This is a genomic window from Paenibacillus sp. SER-28 (genome assembly GCF_052906305.1).
On record NZ_JBRECM010000004.1, the window covers coordinates 187778 to 204438 of the forward strand.

Below are 16661 nucleotides of genomic sequence, written 5' to 3' on the forward strand. Positions count from 1 at the left end.
CTGCCCGTATTTTATCCATGCAAGGAGATTGGATATGAATAATTATCTTGCTGTTGATATTGGAGCTTCAAGCGGAAGGCTCGTAAGTGCAACTCTGCAAGGTGACCAGCTACACTTGCAAGAGCTTCACCGTTTCAACAACTCCTTTACCGAAAAAAACGGACACGATTACTGGAATATCGACGAACTATTAAATGAGATTATTCAGGGCTTGCAAAAAGCTAAACAAAAAGGGATTCATTCCTGTACGCTCGGCATTGATACATGGGCTGTAGATTACGTGCTGCTTGATCAGAAAGGTAACCGCATTCATGAGGTATACGCTTACCGGGATGCACGTACCCTCCATGCACCCGACAGGCTGCATCAGCTCATCAGTCAAGAGGCTGTGTATGAGAAAACAGGCATTCAGGAATTAAACTTTAATACCCTTTATCAACTGTTCGTCCATGATCGGGAACAGCTTGCCCAGGCGAATAAAATATTGATGGTCCCCGATTATCTGTACTATCGCCTGACAGGCATCATGATCAATGAAATGACGAATGCGTCCACGATGCAGCTTCTCAACGTGAACTCCCGAGAGTTTGATGAAGACCTTCTCTCCCTGCTCCAACTGCGACGCAATCAGTTTTCAGAGCTTGCCGAGCCTGGACGGGTTCTGGGTTCTCTTTTGCCGGAGCTTGTTCAAAAATACGATCTTCCGGACTGTCAGATCATTCTAGCGCCGACTCACGATACTGCATCGGCTGTTGCAGGTGTTCCGTCACAGCGGGAAGAACCTTGGGCTTATATTAGCAGCGGAACGTGGTCACTACTGGGAATGGAACGATCCGAAGCCTTGAATACCAAGGCAGCCATGCAGGCGAACTACACGAATGAGTGGGGCGCTTACGGTACGTACCGTTTTCTGAAAAATATTATGGGATTATGGATGATTCAGGAGGTTAGAAGAGAGGGCGGTTCCGCACATAGCTTTGCCGAATTGGCCGAACTAGCTTCAGCAGAGGCACCGTTTGTCAGTCTCGTCCTCTGTAACCAGTCATCCTTTTTAAACCCGGATAGTATGACCGTTGAAATCCAGCGATTCTGTGAAGAAACAGGCCAGCCCATCCCCAGGACGCCGGGTTCACTCGCCCGCTGTATTTTTGACAGTCTGGCCTTAAGCTACCGCGATGCCTTACACGAACTGCAATGTTTAACAGACGAAACGATTACCAGATTGCACATTGTCGGCGGAGGCGCTAACAACGAATTACTATGTCAGCTAACCGCCGATCTCTTGGGAATTGAGGTTCAGGCAGGTCCTTCCGAATCTACGGCCATCGGCAATATTGTCGTGCAATTAATTAGCTCTGGTGTTCTTGAGGATCTCAAAGCTGCTGGCCGAACCATCGCCCGCTCCTTTCCGACTCGGCTATATGAGCCACAATTGGTGGAAGGCATGCAAGAACTTTTGGATCGCTGGGAGCACCTTAAGATACAAGCAACATCCTCTATTCACATATCTCAATAAAGGAGTAAAGCCATGAACGAAGCTATTGAAGCCAGTTATAACGAAGCGAAAAAGCTGTATGCCCGCCACGGTATTCAAGTTGACGATATTTTACGGAAGCTTTCACAAATCAAAATATCACTGCACTGCTGGCAGGGAGATGATGTTCAGGGATTTCTGTTCAAAGACAAACAGCTTAGCGGGGGGATTGCCGTAACGGGCAGCTACCCGGGCAGAGCAGGCACGCCGCATGAGTTGCGTCAGGATTTAGAAAAAGCTCTATCACTCATTCCGGGTAAACACAAGGTCAATTTGCACGCAATCTATGCGGACACCACAGAACAAGTGGATCTGGATCAACTGGAGCCACGCCATTTTCAGAACTGGGTAGACTGGGCTAAGCAGCAAGGGCTTGGGCTTGATTTTAATCCAACACTGTTCTCCCATCCCAAAGCGGAAGACGGCTTCACACTGAGCCATAAGGATTCGAAAATTCGTGATTTCTGGATCACACACTGTAAAAAATCACGTAGGATTGCAGAGCATTTTGGAAAAGAACTCGGTCAGCCCTGTGTCACAAACCACTGGATGCCGGATGGTTACAAGGATACCCCTGTTGGTCGGTTGGCTCCAAGAGAACGGCTGCGTGATGCGCTGGACGAAATTTTCAGCGAGGAAATCAGCGAGGAATACAACATCGATGCGGTTGAAAGCAAGCTGTTTGGCATTGGCTCGGAAAGCTATGTCGTGGGCTCCCATGAATTCTATATGGGCTACGCCCTGACACGCGGCAAATCCATCTGTCTCGACTCTGGTCACTTCCATCCAACCGAAGTCATTTCGAACAAACTGTCCTCTGTGCTGATGTTCACCGATCAATTATTGCTCCATGTCAGCAGACCGGTTCGCTGGGACAGTGATCATGTCGTGACAATGGACGACGAATTGCTGGACATTGCCCGTGAGCTGGTTCGCGGTGAATTGCTTTCCCGAACCCATATCGGTCTTGATTTCTTTGATGGAAGTATCAATCATGTAGCAGCATGGATCATCGGAACACGCAACACGATCAAAGCGCTGCTTCGCGCTATGCTCGAACCGATTGAAGCATTAAAGCAGGCGGAAGAGGAACGGGACTTTACCACTCGTCTTGCTCTGGTCGAAGAGTTTAAATCGTATCCGTTTGGTGCCATATGGGATTACTATTGCGCTCAAAACGGCGTTCCTGTTCGTGAGGAATGGCTGGCCGAAGTTAAAAATTATGAACAACAGGTACTGCTGAAACGTTAACCACTGTACTGATAATGCTTATATTCATATCATCCAAAAGGGAGAGATTATCCATGACTACTGTACTGGAGAATCAAAAAGAACGAAAATCGGGACTGGATATCCCATTTGTTCGCGAGATGGCGGAAATTACACAAAACATGTGGAAATTCGGCTGGGATGAACGCAATGGAGGTAATGTAAGCTATATTCTGGATGAAGCTGAGGTTGCAAAATATATAGATATTCATCAGGTCATTCGGACGATTAAACCTGCTTTCCCGGTGAATGAACTGGCTGGTAAATATTTTATCGTCACCGGATCAGGGAAATATTTCAAAAACGTAATTGCAGATCCAGAAGCTAACTTAGGAGTCCTTCGTGTCTCCCAGGATGGCGAGCAATTGGAAGTCTTGTGGGGCCTCAAACATGGCGCAGTGCCTACCAGTGAGTTGCCTTCCCATTTTATGAGCCACATTGAGCGCTTGAAGGTCGACCCTAACCATCGTGTTGTGATTCATAATCATGCCACCCATGTTATTGCCATGACCTTCATTCATAGTCTGGACGAAAACCAATTCACCAAAACGCTGTGGGAAATGTGTACTGAATGTATTGTCGTCTTCCCAGACGGTATCGGTGTAATCCCTTGGATGGTACCGGGTTCCAGCGAAATCGGCCGCGAAACGGCTAAAAAAATGAAGGATCATCACGCTGTATTATGGCCTCATCATGGCATTTTCGGAACGGGCAGCTCCATTGATGAAGCATTTGGCCTGATTGAAACGATTGAAAAAGCGGCGCAAATTTATATGCTCATTGCTCACCATGATATTCAGCAACGGATTACAGATCAGGAATTGGCCGATCTGGCCAAAGCCTTCAACGTTACTCCAAAAGAAGGAATCCTGAACGTATAAATATAGACTAATCTCCATCTCATAATATAGAACTTAAAAGGCTCCAAGGCTCGTCTCAACCGGCCATGGAGCCCTTGGCACACCTAGTTTTAATTACATAACCCTTAATTCCAATGAATTAACTTGTAATTATGCTTTCCTTTATATACAATAAAATCAAAATTCCCTTATCTCCACCAAAGGAGAGGTGACAAGTTATGAAAAGAGCAAAAAATGAAGATCACTTCGACATCGTGGAAGACCATTATTTCACAGCCACCGAACTGGAAAAATCCAGCGCCGTTTGGCCTGTCAGACTAGGTATGGATATTTCGAAAACAAGCTGCCATGTCGGTCCCAAGGCTGTTCCTTATTTTTATTTGATATTTGTACTTGAAGGTCAGGCTGAGTTTATTTATAAACAACAAAAATACCGTGTCCAAAAGTCTGATTTATTCTGTTTTTTTCCGCATCTTGCCCATGAATATTACACCGATCAGGAGCACCCGTTGCAAAAGGTATGGATTGCCTTTGAGGGACCCAAGTCCCTCGCATTGCTGGAGCGGATCGGAATTAATCCCTCTACGCCATTGATGGCTAACGCAGTGAGCGAGGAAATCCTCAGACTTATCTCCAACCTGTTTTCCATCGTACACGACAACAGCAGACAGCGCAGCGATCTGGCCCGCTTGATTACACTGCACCAGATCTTCGAGGAGTTATCCCGCAACACATCTGACGTGCTGCGCAACTTTGTATGCTCTGATTATTGGCTCCAGCAGGGGAAAGATTACATTGAAATGCATTATTGTGACCGTGTTACGATTGAACAAATTGCCGAGCATGTAGGTGTGGATCGTGCGCATTTTTCACGTAAATTCCATTCCACCTTCCTCATCTCTCCCGCCAAGTATTTGCAAAACCTCAAGATTAACGAAGCCAAAAGATTACTGGAGCAGACGACTTACAATTTGTCGATCATAGCCCAGTCCATCGGCTATACCGATATGTCCACCTTTTCCAAGGCATTTAAGAAAACAGCAGGGATTCCACCGCGTGAGTATCGCTTCCGACATCAGTCCCGGCAAGAGATTCGTACCGTCAACGCTTAGTCGGAATCCAGTAACGTTAAAGAGAGCCACTGTATACGGTGTCTCTCTTTTTATGACCTGATCCTAATTCCCACTTGGTTCTGAGCCCTTTCAACGCTATAATAGGCATCAAACCAACAGGAAAGGTACGTGAAATCCATGCTGCGATTCAATGCGATACGTACGGGCTATCTGCTGGGCATCTCACTGATACTGGCCGCAATTATTTATTTTTTCGCCTCCAATTGGGGTGGACTGGATCGGACATTCAAGATTGTACTTGCTGCTGCACTTATTGTTCTGTTCTACGGCTTGTCTTTTGTATTTGCACGGATACGTGCTGTTCCCGGTCAACAAGCTTTTCTGTCTAATATGTTTTTGGTGGCTGGCTGTATAGCCTTTGGCGTTTCCGTGGCATTGCTCGGTCAAATTTACAATTCCCATGCGGACAGCTACGGATTGTTTTTCATTTGGTCGGTGCCGGCTCTACTGCTTAGCTGGATTACTCGCTACAATCCTTTTTATATGCTGTCTTATGTACTAATTCATCTTGGTTTGTGGCTTTATTTTTACCCTACGATGCAAAGTGTGCCTTATAGCGAGCTGGAATCGTTGTCCATTGCCGGAATGTTCGCAATAGTCAATCTGCTGCTATGTTTATTGGCGTTTCTCGATCGTATACATTCTGCTCCACTACAATATATGAGCTTTACGGTTTTCCATATAGCTATGTTAGCGATGACCAATTCCTTTGCATTTGATGAGTATGGCATGGTCATGAATGTACCGCATATTGCTGCGATTGCTTTAGGATTTTATATATTTATCAAGGTGCGGCTGAATAAAACGCTACTGACCTTGAATGCATTGGCACTTTCGGCGTTTGCTGTCTTTAAATTTATAGAGCTGGCTGAGGCGTACTCCTCATCTCTGTTTTTTGTTTTTGGTTTGATTTTTGTGGCGTTGCTGCTGACGGGTAACGTGTGGTTTTTCCGCTATTTGAATCGTTTGGGGAAAACACTGCCGGATTCAGGGACAACGGACATCAGTACATCAAAGAATGAAGCGACCGTCCACGAGGAACATGGCAGTGAATGGATTAGCAAAACCGTATCCCGTGTGATCAAAGTGGTTGGAGTGCTGATCGGCAGTATATCTCTCATCGGATTGATTATGATTAGCACGAATGTAAACCACACCGAATATGTACTGTTGGTTGTGTCGTTGCTGCTTATGATTTTGATGATTGTCATACCGGAATCCAAGCTGGATTCGGTAATACGTTATACACTGCTGACCATCAGCTATATTACAGGCTTGGCGGCCATTCTATGGTCAGATCAGTCGCTGCTTTCGGTATTATTTCTGATCGTTTCCATCGCTGGATGGTTTCGCTCCAAGGGGAAAAGGCAGTTGTTTTTTGCCTACACCTTTGTAAACCTGAATCTGGCGACCATTTTATTTCAGCAGTATCAGGAGTGGGATGGTTGGAACTGGACCTATAAGTTCATCATCTTCTCTCTTTTCATCGTCAATGCCGTGTTATATGGGGTAAGTTACTTTATATCCAAGACGGAGTTAAAAGAACATCTACGGAATAGCTCATTATTTTTCAGCTTGCTGTTCCTGTTTTGGGCGACGTTTTTCGAGGATGTCGTTCCACACTCTTATATGTTCATTAACATTTTTTATTTTGTTATCGTTACCGGGATGGTCTTTGCCTTTGCCCGTCTGAAACAAAAATCGGAGGCTATCACGAGCGTTGTCTTCTGGTTTATTTTTATCGGCTTCAAATATTATGATTTATTGTGGACGCTACTGTATAAATCTTTTACGCTGGCGCTACTGGGGATCATTGCGCTCGGAATTACCTGGTGGGCGGATCGGCGAATGGCCCATAGCGGCAAAGCAGCATTCGATGCCGACCACCGCAGCTTTAGCTTTATGCGCTTAAGCCCGTTACTCATTGCCATTGTCATCGTGCTACAGCTGGGGATCATCGGCTATCAGACGGCGAGAAGTGAAACCCTGCTCGCCACAGGGGCTTCCATTAAGCTCAAACTAGCTCCTGTAGACCCGCGCTCCCTGCTGCAAGGCGATTATGTGGCACTGAATTACGACATATCTACCCCGCCTTCCAAGTCCCCTCTTCAGGAGGAGGAATGGAGCCGAGGCAAGGTCAAAGTCGTTCTCACACCAGATAGCCAAGGAGTATACGTCGCGGATCGCCTATATCAAGATGGTGAAAAACTTGCCAGCCATGAGGTCATTCTAAATGGACAATGGTATGGTTCCCGTATTCTGTACGGTATTGAGAATTATTTCATTCCTGAGGGAACCGGACGTACTGTAGAACAGAACGCACATTTTGCCCATATTCGGGTGAGCCGCAATGGAGACGCGCTGCTGGAACGTTTGGCAGAAAGCTGACCGGATCGGCGCAGGCAGTAAACAAAGCAGGCTGAACCAAGTTGTGCTCCATTACTGGAGCACAACTTGGTTCAGCCTGCTTGTTCTTTTTCGGGCCATCGTTTATCTCCGTTTATTCATCTCTCGACCATGATGCTATTTCTTTAATATCCTGCGGCTGAGTCCGGCAACAACCGCCAATCAGACGAGCTCCCGCTTCATACCATTGGCGGGCACTTTGTCCGAATGTCTCTGTACAAGTGCTGCCGTGCCATGTCTTGGTGACCGGGTCATATTCCTCCCCCAGATTGGGATATACCACCACAGGCTTATCCGTGTGGCTGCGTATTTCGTGAATAAGCGATGGAACGAATTTCGGCAAAGTGCAATTGATTCCTACAGCAGCCACTTGCTCATGCCCATTCAGCCACTCAGCACATGCAGCGGCAGACTCACCATTGCTGATATGCTGCCCATCCTTTGCGCTAAAGCTGATCCAGGCATACGTGCCAGGGAATTCCTTCAGCAATCGGGCGATGGCCTTGGCTTCAACCAGACAGGGTATCGTTTCACAAGCTAAAATATCTGCACCCGCCTCAATCAGAGCTTTCATACGCGGCCTGTGGAACTCCACTAGCTGTTCCTCGCTCAGTTTGTAATCGCCGCGATACTCTGATCCATCTGCCAAAAACGCCCCGTAAGGGCCTACAGAGGCCGCGACTAGCGGCTTGGGACGATGCCGCTGACTTGCAGTAGCCGTCACGTCAGCCCAAAACTCATCGCGTGCCTGCACAGCAATCCGCACCGATGATTGAATCAGCTCCAGCGCCTCATTTTCGCTTAGGCCTCGTTTAACATAGCCTTCAACGGTAGCCTGATAGCTCGCAGTAATCGCACAGTCTGCCCCAGCCTCAAAATAATCTCTATGCACACGCTTGATCGACTCCGGATGCTCATGGAGGATTTTAGCTGACCATAAGCTATCGTTCAGATCATGTCCATGACGCTCCAGCTCGGTCGCCATTGCGCCGTCCAGCACGATCAGCTGAAATTCGTCCAGTATATGTTGTATCGGATTCATGCGGCCCCTCCTGCTCGTCTTTTCTATTTAACCCACTAATCAAGTGGGTTTTAATGATTTACATTATAGCACGAATGTTGATGAGCACTAACAAAGCCAAGAAATAATCATTCCGTGAAGACGTCCCCTCTCGTTTCATTTGCCATCTGATGTAACGTATAAATTTTTTAAATTAGTTTCATAAGTTAAATTAATTAGATATTGTTCTTTTTTTCACAAAGTCATTTTACTATAAAAGTGCAAACCAACACTTTGGCCAAAAGATCAGGGAATTGCATCGTCATTTATGTGAAAAAAGGTACAAGAGAGGGTTTTATTTATGTCTTTACTAGAAATGATTACAGCGACCTTAACAGATAACAAAATTGTCAGTTCTATCGCTTCCACCGTTTTTATTATCCTTCTTGGTTTCTTTTGCCGCAAGAAGGGGATTTTTAACGCAGCAGTAGGAAAGTTGTTATCCAAGGTTGTTCTAACCGTGGCTCTACCAGCACTAGCCTTTAATTCTTTCATGCAGGACATTAATCCTACAATGTTAAAACAAGGAATGAATGTTTTAATATGGGGAGTTCTAATTTATATTATTCTCATCTTTATTTCTAAACCGTTCTTTCTGAGCTACAACAAGGATAAACAGGATGTTTTGCGGGTGTTAACCATTTTCGGTTCTACGACTTTCTTCGGAATTCCAATTGTCGGAGCCATTTACGGTCCTACCGGAGTGATGTACAGTTCCATTTTTAACATAGGGTACCGCATTTTCTTATACTCCTATGGCTATATCAAAATGAGCGGCTTGAAAATGGAGCTTAAAAATCTCAAAACCATGTTTTTGAATCCGATCGTTATCGCCACGTTTCTAGGCCTGTTTGTTTGGTTGTTTCAAGGTTATTTGCCACAGATGAGTGTAGCTACAGAGGATGGGGCCATTCAGCAGTTCGCCTTTCTAAGAATTGATCAAACCGCTGGCTGGCTGTTCAAGCCCATGACCTACCTTGCTGGACTAGCTTCTCCGTTAGCCTGGTTATCGATTGGCTCGACATTAGGGGAGATCAGCTTCAAGTCGGCAGCTACTGATAAGACCTCTTGGTATTACAGCATAGTTAAGGTTTGGCTTGTACCCATTGTTAACATCGTCTTGCTGGCTTTGTTGACTGTATCTCATATTCTGTCAGTCGATTCTGTCGCTTTAGCTACTATTGTCATCATGATGGCTACTCCAACAGCTACCGTAGCCGCAGCCTATGCGATCAGTTTTGATAAGGAAGCCATATTGACCTCCAATGCATCGCTTCTATCAACTATTACTTCTGTCGTCATGATTCCAGTGTGGATCGTTACGCTCAATGTCATTGATAAAATTGGAATTTTCTAAATCAGGGGGAAAACAACATGTTAAAAATCATTTGCTATGGTGTCCGTTCTTATGAGAAACCCTATTTCCAGGATCTCAATAAATATAACTTTCAACTAACGCTGGTAGAAGAGTTGTTAACCACTAGCAATGCAGAATTGGCACAGCATCACGATGCCGTTTTGCTAAGAGGAAACTGTGCTGCCAATCGGGAAAATATCACAAAATTCAATGAATACGGCATTCGATATGTTTTTACCAGAACAGTCGGAATCAACCACATTGATTTGGATGCCTGCAGCGAATTCGGAATGAAGGTGGCACGCGTACCATCCTACTCTCCGAATGCCATCGCCGAGCTCTCCTTAACCTTAGCAATGATGCTGTTCCGACACACCGCTTATATGACTACCAAAAGCTCGTTCAAAAATTTTATTGTGGACGAGCATACATTCAGCAAAGAGATCCATAACTGTAAAGTTGGGATAATTGGGGTCGGCCGCATTGGTCTGACAGAAGCCAAATTATTTAAAGGATTAGGTGCTTCTGTTATCGGCTATGATGTGTACCAATCGGACGCAGCCAAGGAAGTCATTCCATTCACAACCTTGGATGAATTACTAGCAGAGTGTGATGTCGTTAGTGTGCATGTTCCTTATCTGCCGGGACAGAACGACAAAATGATTAACGCCAGCTTTTTAGCAAAAATGAAAAAGGGATCTATTCTTATCAATACATCACGTGGAGAATTACAAGATAACCAAGCCATTTTGGACGCTTTGCTCAGTAACCATCTGGAAGGCTTCGCTACGGATGTCTTCCCTAAAGAAGATGAATTATTCTTTAAAGCATTTGAACCATGGCAAATGCTCCCGGACCCAACGATCCAGAAGCTTGTGGAGCTGTATCCAAGAGTTTTGGTAACGCCTCATGCTGGCTCGAATACCGTTACGGCGTTATCCAACATGATTGAAACTAGCTACGACAACTTCCATGATATCGTTACAACTCATTCTTCAGATAACCTGGTCCCACTTCCTGTTCTCTCTATGAAATAATTAGGAAGCTCGGTACTCTTGTGAACAAAAAAAGAACCGCTATTTCCAGATTACAATGGAAATGGCGGTTCTTTTATATCAGGATTCAACTGATATAGCATTAGCGGCCTGCCAACCTTGTGATATTCTATCGATTCAACCAGGAAGCCATCGTCCACCAGGAACTGAATATATTTTTTTACCGTGATACGGGACAAGTCCACTTCTCTGGCTAACGTTTCAACCGAGAATGGTCCGTCCAGCTCTTGAATACTCTTCAGTATCGTGGTCATGGTCAGTTTGGACAAATTTTTAGACAGGTTTTTCGGTAGATTATGCGATGGATGTTCAACAGGTTTTTTCTTCTCCACACCCGTATACTCTTCTTTATTAAAATAATGGTCAATGACAGCTTGATTAATTCCGTTCCCTTCCTCCATCACCGTGGCTAGGCGCTGGATTTTCTCAACAGCCAGTCTAAAGCGTTCGAATGTAAAGGGTTTAATTAAATAGTCTGCAACACCATAAAAAACAGCTTCCTTCACCGTCTGAATATCTTTTGCAGCCGTAATTAAAATAACCGAAGCATGATATTGATGCTCCTGCATATGTGATAATAAAGTTAATCCGCTTTTTCCAGGTAAATAAACGTCCAGTAATACCAGATCCGGTTTCCATTTTTGAAGACAGTCCTGTGCTTTCTTGACGGTATCTGCCTTACATACAACGTCCAAATTGTCCATGCGCTCGATAAACTGTTGATTGAGCTCAGCAACCATCGGATCATCCTCAACAATTAGAACTTTCATTCATTTGTCACCTCCAATGTACAGGGCAACTCTACATAAATACTTGTTCCCAGACCCGGTTGGCTATCAAGCTCAATGATTCCTTGATGATTTTCCACCATGGTTTTAACCAGATTCAAGCCGTAGCCTCTGTCTTCTCCTTTGGTTGAAAAGCCATGCTCGAATATTCTTTTTTGCATCTCAAAATCAATCCCCAACCCATTATCTTTCACTTTCAAAATAAATACATTTCCCTCACACTCATAGTTCAATTTCAGCTCAATTTTGCCGGGTTCTTTTTTTTGTAAGATGGAATCTATGGCGTTGTCAAAAAAATTACCCAGGATGTGTATGACATCATGAACGATATCCTGCATCTCCACATTAGAGACATTCGAGCTTTCTGCAAGAAGAACCGAAATATTCTGTTCGCGTGCTTCGTTGATTTTACCCATAATAAAACCTGCTAATGCCGGAACTTTAATTCTCTCAGTCAGAAAGCCTACCTCGTCTTGATACCGGTGATTTAGCTGCTGAATATATTGACTGACCTCCGCATATTTCCTCATTTCAATCAGCCCGGATATTACGTGCATTTTGTTCATAAATTCATGAGTCTGTCCACGAAGGGAGTTAATATAATATTTTGTACCACTTAACTGGTTACTAAGATGAATCATCTCGGATTGGTCGCGCAACGTTGCAACCGCCCCAAAAAACTCATTTTCAATATATATAGGGGTTACTGTCGCAATGACTTCTATACCATTCACATAAAATGAGCGATCCTTGATCTTCTTCTTATCATCAAACACTCTCTTGAAGAGTACGTTATAAAAGTTGGTATCTAGCTGCTCGCCAATCGGGGCTTTTATCTCTTGGTTCGCCAGTTGGTACTTGGCCTGAGCTTCTTTGTTCATGAGCATAATTTTCTTGTCCGCCGAAATGGCTATAATTCCTTCAGCGACCTCATTTTCAATAATTTCTTTTTCGCGCAATCGTGTTGCTATCTCTTGCGGCTCAAGCCCAAATAAAATCGTTTTGATTTTCTGAGCCAGAATGATCGCGCCCAAAACTCCACTAAAGAGTCCCAGCATCAGCCCCCCAAAAATGGTATACTGCGCCTGCATCAAATCATGATTTAGGGTCCTCATGGTCAGCCCTACACATACAATGCCAATGACCTCATGCTGTTGATTAAATATCGGCGTAAAATATCGGTAACCTTTGCCCAAAATACCTATATTCTCAGAAAAATGTCCCTGACCGGATAGCGCTCTTCTGGCATCATTCAAATCAGAGAACGGTTTGCCAACCATCGTTGCATTCGGATGAGATAGCCGAATTAAATCGTGGTTCAGAATGACTACAAAATCCACATTAACGTTGTGCATGACTCCAAGCGAGTAGTCTTGGATCTGCTTCACAGGGACTCCCTGCTCAACATTACGAATAACATCGTTGTCACTAGCGACCACCTTGGCAATACCCGAAAGTTTTTCCTTCGTATTATCAAAATGTTGGTTAATTACGAAATTACGAATGAGAAGCAAGGATATAATTAAGGAAATAATAATAGCTAAAACAACCAAAATAATAATCATGAATTGTAGCGAAACTTTGAATTGTCGTCTCGGCTTCGACTTACCTATTAACCGCAACCCCATCACCCAGCTTCTTTGTCAAGCTCTCCATTAGGAAAAAGAGCCTATCTCTTTCCCTATAATCCCTTGTTATTCGACACCGTTTGACAATTTCCTTCTTCATCTGCAAGCTCTATGCATTCCAGCGACAACAACGTAAACTTTATCTGAATTAAGACAATATGCTGAATAAGGAAGTATCAACTCTCCATAATAAGGACGTATACCTAACGAAATGGAGGATATAGGATGATCGAAAATCTCGAAAGTAACTACAACTGCGCCAATGCAGGGCAGGATCTTCATCAACTAAAACAGGAACTCGCCGCGCTTCAGGAACAAGGTGCGAACGACCAGGCATCCGAGGATGCCATCCATCGACTGGAAAATCAAATTTCGTTCATCTTGAACAAGTGCGATATTAACCACTAGTTGAAGCTTGGCTATTTCAGTAAATAAATAAAACCGGCTTGTCTTTTAAAGACAAGCCGGTTCTATATGAATTAGTGTATGCTAAAAGGTTTCAAATTCACAAAATTCCCCGTATCTCATCCAATGACTGCACCTTTTCCCGCTGCATCCATTGTTCAAGTCCATGTACCAGTTCAGCCCCTGCATGTAAATGGACAAAGTTGTACGTTCCCACCTGAATGGCAGCGGCCCCTGCCATGGTGAATTCAATAATATCCTCTACCGAGCTAATCCCGCCCATCCCGATCACCGGAATCGACACCGCCTGTGCCACCTGGTGAACCATGCGCAAGGCAATTGGCTTAATTGCCGGGCCGGAAAGACCAGCATACGTGTTGGCGAAGACACTGCGACGCCGGCGTATATCTATTTTCATTGCAGAAAATGTATTGATCAGCGAAACTCCGTCTGCGCCTTCTTCCTCGCACATAACCGCCATCTGCGTGATGTTCTCTGCGTTTGGAGACAGCTTGACGACCAACGGAAGCGCAGTCACATTGCGCACCTGACGCACAACCTCCCGCGCTACCTCCGTCTGGATACCAAATTGCATTCCACCCTGCTTCACATTGGGACACGAAATGTTCAATTCCAGCATATCGACGCCTCTTCGATTCATCGTGCGTCGTTTTTGTGCGTTTTCCGTAATCATCGCTACGGCCTGAACATATTCCTCCAGATTGGAGCCGCCTACGTTGGCAATAATAGCCGTGTTCCAGTGAGTCATGTCATCCAGTTCATCCTTCAAAAAGGCGGCAACCCCCGGATTCTCCAGCCCTACACTATTGAGCATGCCGGATGCTGTCTCATGTATTCGTGATCCCGTATTACCAGCCTTCGGATGCAGGGTTAGTCCCTTGCCGACGATACCGCCCAATAATTCAGGAGAATAAAATTCCGCATACTCACGTCCGAATCCAAACGTACCGGAAGCCATGATGATTGGGTTCTTGAACGGTACACCCGCAATATTACACGCCATGGAGATCATCGAACTCCACCTCCTCCACCGGGAATACAGGCCCTTCTTTACATACCCTCCGATTGCCTCCACGGGTACGCATCGTACAGCCCAAACATGCGCCAATACCACAGGCCATGTGTCTTTCAGTTGAAATATATAAACGGGACGACGTATCCACCGTTTTCATGGCGAGTGCTTGCAACATCGGAGTTGGCCCGCAGGAGAACATATTTGCATAAAGCGTCGGATCGACCTGTTCGACGATGCTTCCCCCTACCTTGACCTGTACAGATGCCGCCACAGCTTCGAACGCTTCAACCCCGAAGGCTTGCTGTGCAAACCCCAGGTAAACATGCGCATGCGGGTAGTACTTTGCAGCCAACAGCAACGGAGCTGTACCCATGCCACCGCCGATTAAAGCCAAACTACCCTCTACCTGCGGAAAACCGTTTCCGAAAGGTCCTTCTAACTGAATCTCCTGACCAGGCTGTAATTGGGAAAACAAATTTGTCCCCTCTCCAACAACCCGGTACAAAAAGGAAATACTCTCTTCCCCGATATCATAAATGCTGATGGGTCTGGGCAGCAGTGGATAACCTGTCCCGCTGCGCAGCATGTAAAACTGCCCCATGTTCCCTTTAAACTTTCCCTCTATTTTCATCACATAGATGCCCGGAACGAGCGCCACATTCGAAATTACGTTAGCCATATAACCCCTCCACTAACCACTCACTATAACGTAAAAGCAGCAACTATTACGTGACTATTTTCACATTTTAGGGCAACGTTTCGCCCTACGACTCGTGATATAAAAAAGCGTACTCCTGTTAGAGAGTACGCTTGTGTATTTAACTAATGGCTTCGCGCTCCGCATTGCGGCTACCCTTGGCATCCTTACGGATTTGCTTGCTGCGTAGCTGTCCGCAGGCTGCGTCAATATCGACTCCATGCTCCAGCCGAACACTACAGCTAATGCCTTGTTTTTTCAGCACATCATAGAAGCCCGTAATCGACTCCGACTCACTCCGCTGGTATTGGCTATGCTCATCCACCGGATTGTACGGAATCAGGTTTACATTGGCCAGATTACGACGATGGCCCACCAGCTCAGCCAGTTCGAGCGCATGCTCCTTACCGTCATTAACATCCTTCAGCAGGATGTACTCCAGCGTAATCCGACGATTTGTTTTGTCCAAATAATAATCAATCGCCTGCATGAGTTTCTCAATCGGAATCGCACGGTTGATCTTCATAATGCGAGTACGAATCTCATTATTCGGAGCGTGGAGGGAGATCGCCAGATTGACATGCAGGTCGGAATCTGCAAATTCAATGATTTTATCGGCAAGTCCACTTGTGGAAACGGTAATATGCCGCGGCCCAATCGCCAGCCCTTTGTGATCCTTAATGACCCGAATGAAATCGGACAGGTTCACGAAGTTATCAAACGGTTCGCCAATTCCCATCACCACGACATGACTGACTTGGTCGCCCGGACGTTCCTGATCCAGATACAGCTGGACCTTCATAATTTGCTCTACAATTTCACCGCTGGACAGGTCACGGCTCTTCTTCAACAATCCGCTCGCACAGAAGCTGCACCCAATGTTACATCCTACCTGCGTAGTCACACATACGGATAAGCCAAACTTATGCCGCATCAATACCGTCTCAATCAAATTACCATCCTGAAGCCGGAACAAGAACTTGACCGTCCCGTCTGCTGACTGTTGCTTCACGTGTTCTTCAAGTGTTTCAATGGAAAAGTGCTCTGCCAACAGGCGAGTACAATCCTCATGTACCTCTGCCATTGCTGCAAAATCAGTAACCCTCTTCCGATACAATGCGTCCCATACCTGCAATGCCCGGGATTTCTTATGTCCATGCTCGATGAGCCATGCTGTCAATTGAACTAGCGTTAATCCATAAATGGATTCTTTTTTCATGTTCGATCCTCATTTCAAAACATTCAAATTCGTCTTCCTCTATATAAAACTAAGCACGCACCATTCGTCTCAACCATCATTGCATCATAGCATGTTTAAGCTATCTGCGCTATTTAAGCGCCTCTTTCATTGTCCCAAATTTTAATTATGAACACAAGGGGGCAGGCACATTGTTTCTCCAAAATTTCATTGTGAAATTATGTCTTGAAACCAA

General features: G+C 45.2%; 14 protein-coding genes. 8 read left to right on the top strand and 6 right to left on the bottom strand.

Annotated elements, in window-relative coordinates; genetic code table 11:
- Positions 1 to 34 precede the first annotated feature (34 nt).
- The 5 genes from rhaB (at position 35) to ACUYLD_RS13355 (ending at position 7184) form a co-directional block, all read left to right on the top strand.
- Positions 35 to 1516, top strand: a complete 1482-nt coding sequence (rhaB, locus tag ACUYLD_RS13335) for a rhamnulokinase (protein WP_446675258.1) — start codon at positions 35 to 37, stop codon at positions 1514 to 1516.
- Positions 1517 to 1528: 12 nt separating this feature from the next.
- A complete protein-coding gene (gene rhaA / locus ACUYLD_RS13340; protein WP_446675259.1) occupies positions 1529 to 2785 on the top strand; it encodes an L-rhamnose isomerase in 1257 nt (418 codons plus the stop codon).
- 53 nt (positions 2786 to 2838) lie between these two features.
- Complete coding sequence (gene rhaD / locus ACUYLD_RS13345; protein ID WP_029518813.1) at positions 2839 to 3684, top strand: rhamnulose-1-phosphate aldolase; 846 nt, start codon at positions 2839 to 2841, stop codon at positions 3682 to 3684.
- Between the two features lie 197 nt (positions 3685 to 3881).
- Positions 3882 to 4775: a helix-turn-helix domain-containing protein gene (locus ACUYLD_RS13350; RefSeq protein WP_446675260.1), complete on the top strand. Its 894-nt coding sequence runs from the start codon at positions 3882 to 3884 to the stop codon at positions 4773 to 4775.
- Positions 4776 to 4913: 138 nt separating this feature from the next.
- Complete coding sequence (locus ACUYLD_RS13355) at positions 4914 to 7184, top strand: GDYXXLXY domain-containing protein (protein WP_446675336.1); 2271 nt, start codon at positions 4914 to 4916, stop codon at positions 7182 to 7184.
- A 112-nt stretch (positions 7185 to 7296) separates the two neighbouring features.
- On the opposite strand, the gene mmuM is transcribed toward ACUYLD_RS13355, so the two are convergent.
- Positions 7297 to 8244, bottom strand: a complete 948-nt coding sequence (mmuM, locus tag ACUYLD_RS13360; protein ID WP_254349852.1) for a homocysteine S-methyltransferase — start codon at positions 8242 to 8244, stop codon at positions 7297 to 7299.
- A gap of 319 nt (positions 8245 to 8563) precedes the next feature.
- Here mmuM and ACUYLD_RS13365 point away from each other — a divergent pair, with 319 nt between their 5' ends.
- Complete coding sequence (locus ACUYLD_RS13365) at positions 8564 to 9619, top strand: AEC family transporter (protein ID WP_446675261.1); 1056 nt, start codon at positions 8564 to 8566, stop codon at positions 9617 to 9619.
- A 17-nt stretch (positions 9620 to 9636) separates the two neighbouring features.
- Positions 9637 to 10656, top strand: coding sequence for a 2-hydroxyacid dehydrogenase (locus ACUYLD_RS13370; RefSeq protein ID WP_235306733.1), 1020 nt, complete (start codon positions 9637 to 9639; stop codon positions 10654 to 10656).
- A 50-nt stretch (positions 10657 to 10706) separates the two neighbouring features.
- Here ACUYLD_RS13370 and ACUYLD_RS13375 read toward each other — a convergent pair whose 3' ends face one another.
- Together ACUYLD_RS13375 and ACUYLD_RS13380 are read right to left on the bottom strand one after the other, a co-directional pair.
- Complete coding sequence (locus ACUYLD_RS13375; protein ID WP_322159011.1) at positions 10707 to 11444, bottom strand: response regulator; 738 nt, start codon at positions 11442 to 11444, stop codon at positions 10707 to 10709.
- Positions 11441 to 13090: an ATP-binding protein gene (locus ACUYLD_RS13380; RefSeq protein WP_254328076.1), complete on the bottom strand. Its 1650-nt coding sequence runs from the start codon at positions 13088 to 13090 to the stop codon at positions 11441 to 11443. The genes ACUYLD_RS13375 and ACUYLD_RS13380 overlap by 4 nt, the downstream gene beginning before the upstream one ends.
- Positions 13091 to 13315: 225 nt before the next feature.
- On the opposite strand from ACUYLD_RS13380, the gene ACUYLD_RS13385 reads away from it, so the two are divergent.
- The gene (locus tag ACUYLD_RS13385; RefSeq protein ID WP_061829813.1) at positions 13316 to 13498 is read left to right on the top strand and encodes a hypothetical protein; all 183 of its coding nucleotides are present in this window, start codon (positions 13316 to 13318) and stop codon (positions 13496 to 13498) included.
- Between the two features lie 97 nt (positions 13499 to 13595).
- Here the strand turns inward: ACUYLD_RS13385 and ACUYLD_RS13390 are convergent, their stop codons facing one another.
- The 3 genes from ACUYLD_RS13390 to rlmN form a co-directional block, all read right to left on the bottom strand.
- On the bottom strand, positions 13596 to 14528 hold the full coding sequence (locus ACUYLD_RS13390; RefSeq protein ID WP_061829812.1) for a dihydroorotate dehydrogenase: 933 nt from the start codon (positions 14526 to 14528) through the stop codon (positions 13596 to 13598).
- Positions 14509 to 15210: a dihydroorotate dehydrogenase electron transfer subunit gene (locus ACUYLD_RS13395; protein WP_069290692.1), complete on the bottom strand. Its 702-nt coding sequence runs from the start codon at positions 15208 to 15210 to the stop codon at positions 14509 to 14511. The genes ACUYLD_RS13390 and ACUYLD_RS13395 overlap by 20 nt, the downstream gene beginning before the upstream one ends.
- A 139-nt stretch (positions 15211 to 15349) precedes the next feature.
- Complete coding sequence (gene rlmN, locus ACUYLD_RS13400) at positions 15350 to 16447, bottom strand: 23S rRNA (adenine(2503)-C(2))-methyltransferase RlmN (RefSeq protein ID WP_446675262.1); 1098 nt, start codon at positions 16445 to 16447, stop codon at positions 15350 to 15352.
- Positions 16448 to 16661 lie beyond the last annotated feature (214 nt).

Bases quoted from the DNA above. Each gene is read 5' to 3' on its own strand.
- rhaB (WP_446675258.1), top strand. From the start codon at position 35: ATGAATAATTATCTTGCTGTTGATATTGGAGCTTCAAGCGGAAGGCTC.
- rhaA (WP_446675259.1), top strand. From the start codon at position 1,529: ATGAACGAAGCTATTGAAGCCAGTTATAACGAAGCGAAAAAGCTGTAT.
- rhaD (WP_029518813.1), top strand. From the start codon at position 2,839: ATGACTACTGTACTGGAGAATCAAAAAGAACGAAAATCGGGACTGGAT.
- ACUYLD_RS13350 (WP_446675260.1), top strand. From the start codon at position 3,882: ATGAAAAGAGCAAAAAATGAAGATCACTTCGACATCGTGGAAGACCAT.
- ACUYLD_RS13355 (WP_446675336.1), top strand. From the start codon at position 4,914: ATGCTGCGATTCAATGCGATACGTACGGGCTATCTGCTGGGCATCTCA.
- mmuM (WP_254349852.1), bottom strand. From the start codon at position 8,244: ATGAATCCGATACAACATATACTGGACGAATTTCAGCTGATCGTGCTG.
- ACUYLD_RS13365 (WP_446675261.1), top strand. From the start codon at position 8,564: ATGTCTTTACTAGAAATGATTACAGCGACCTTAACAGATAACAAAATT.
- ACUYLD_RS13370 (WP_235306733.1), top strand. From the start codon at position 9,637: ATGTTAAAAATCATTTGCTATGGTGTCCGTTCTTATGAGAAACCCTAT.
- ACUYLD_RS13375 (WP_322159011.1), bottom strand. From the start codon at position 11,444: ATGAAAGTTCTAATTGTTGAGGATGATCCGATGGTTGCTGAGCTCAAT.
- ACUYLD_RS13380 (WP_254328076.1), bottom strand. From the start codon at position 13,090: ATGGGGTTGCGGTTAATAGGTAAGTCGAAGCCGAGACGACAATTCAAA.
- ACUYLD_RS13385 (WP_061829813.1), top strand. From the start codon at position 13,316: ATGATCGAAAATCTCGAAAGTAACTACAACTGCGCCAATGCAGGGCAG.
- ACUYLD_RS13390 (WP_061829812.1), bottom strand. From the start codon at position 14,528: ATGATCTCCATGGCGTGTAATATTGCGGGTGTACCGTTCAAGAACCCA.
- ACUYLD_RS13395 (WP_069290692.1), bottom strand. From the start codon at position 15,210: ATGGCTAACGTAATTTCGAATGTGGCGCTCGTTCCGGGCATCTATGTG.
- rlmN (WP_446675262.1), bottom strand. From the start codon at position 16,447: ATGAAAAAAGAATCCATTTATGGATTAACGCTAGTTCAATTGACAGCA.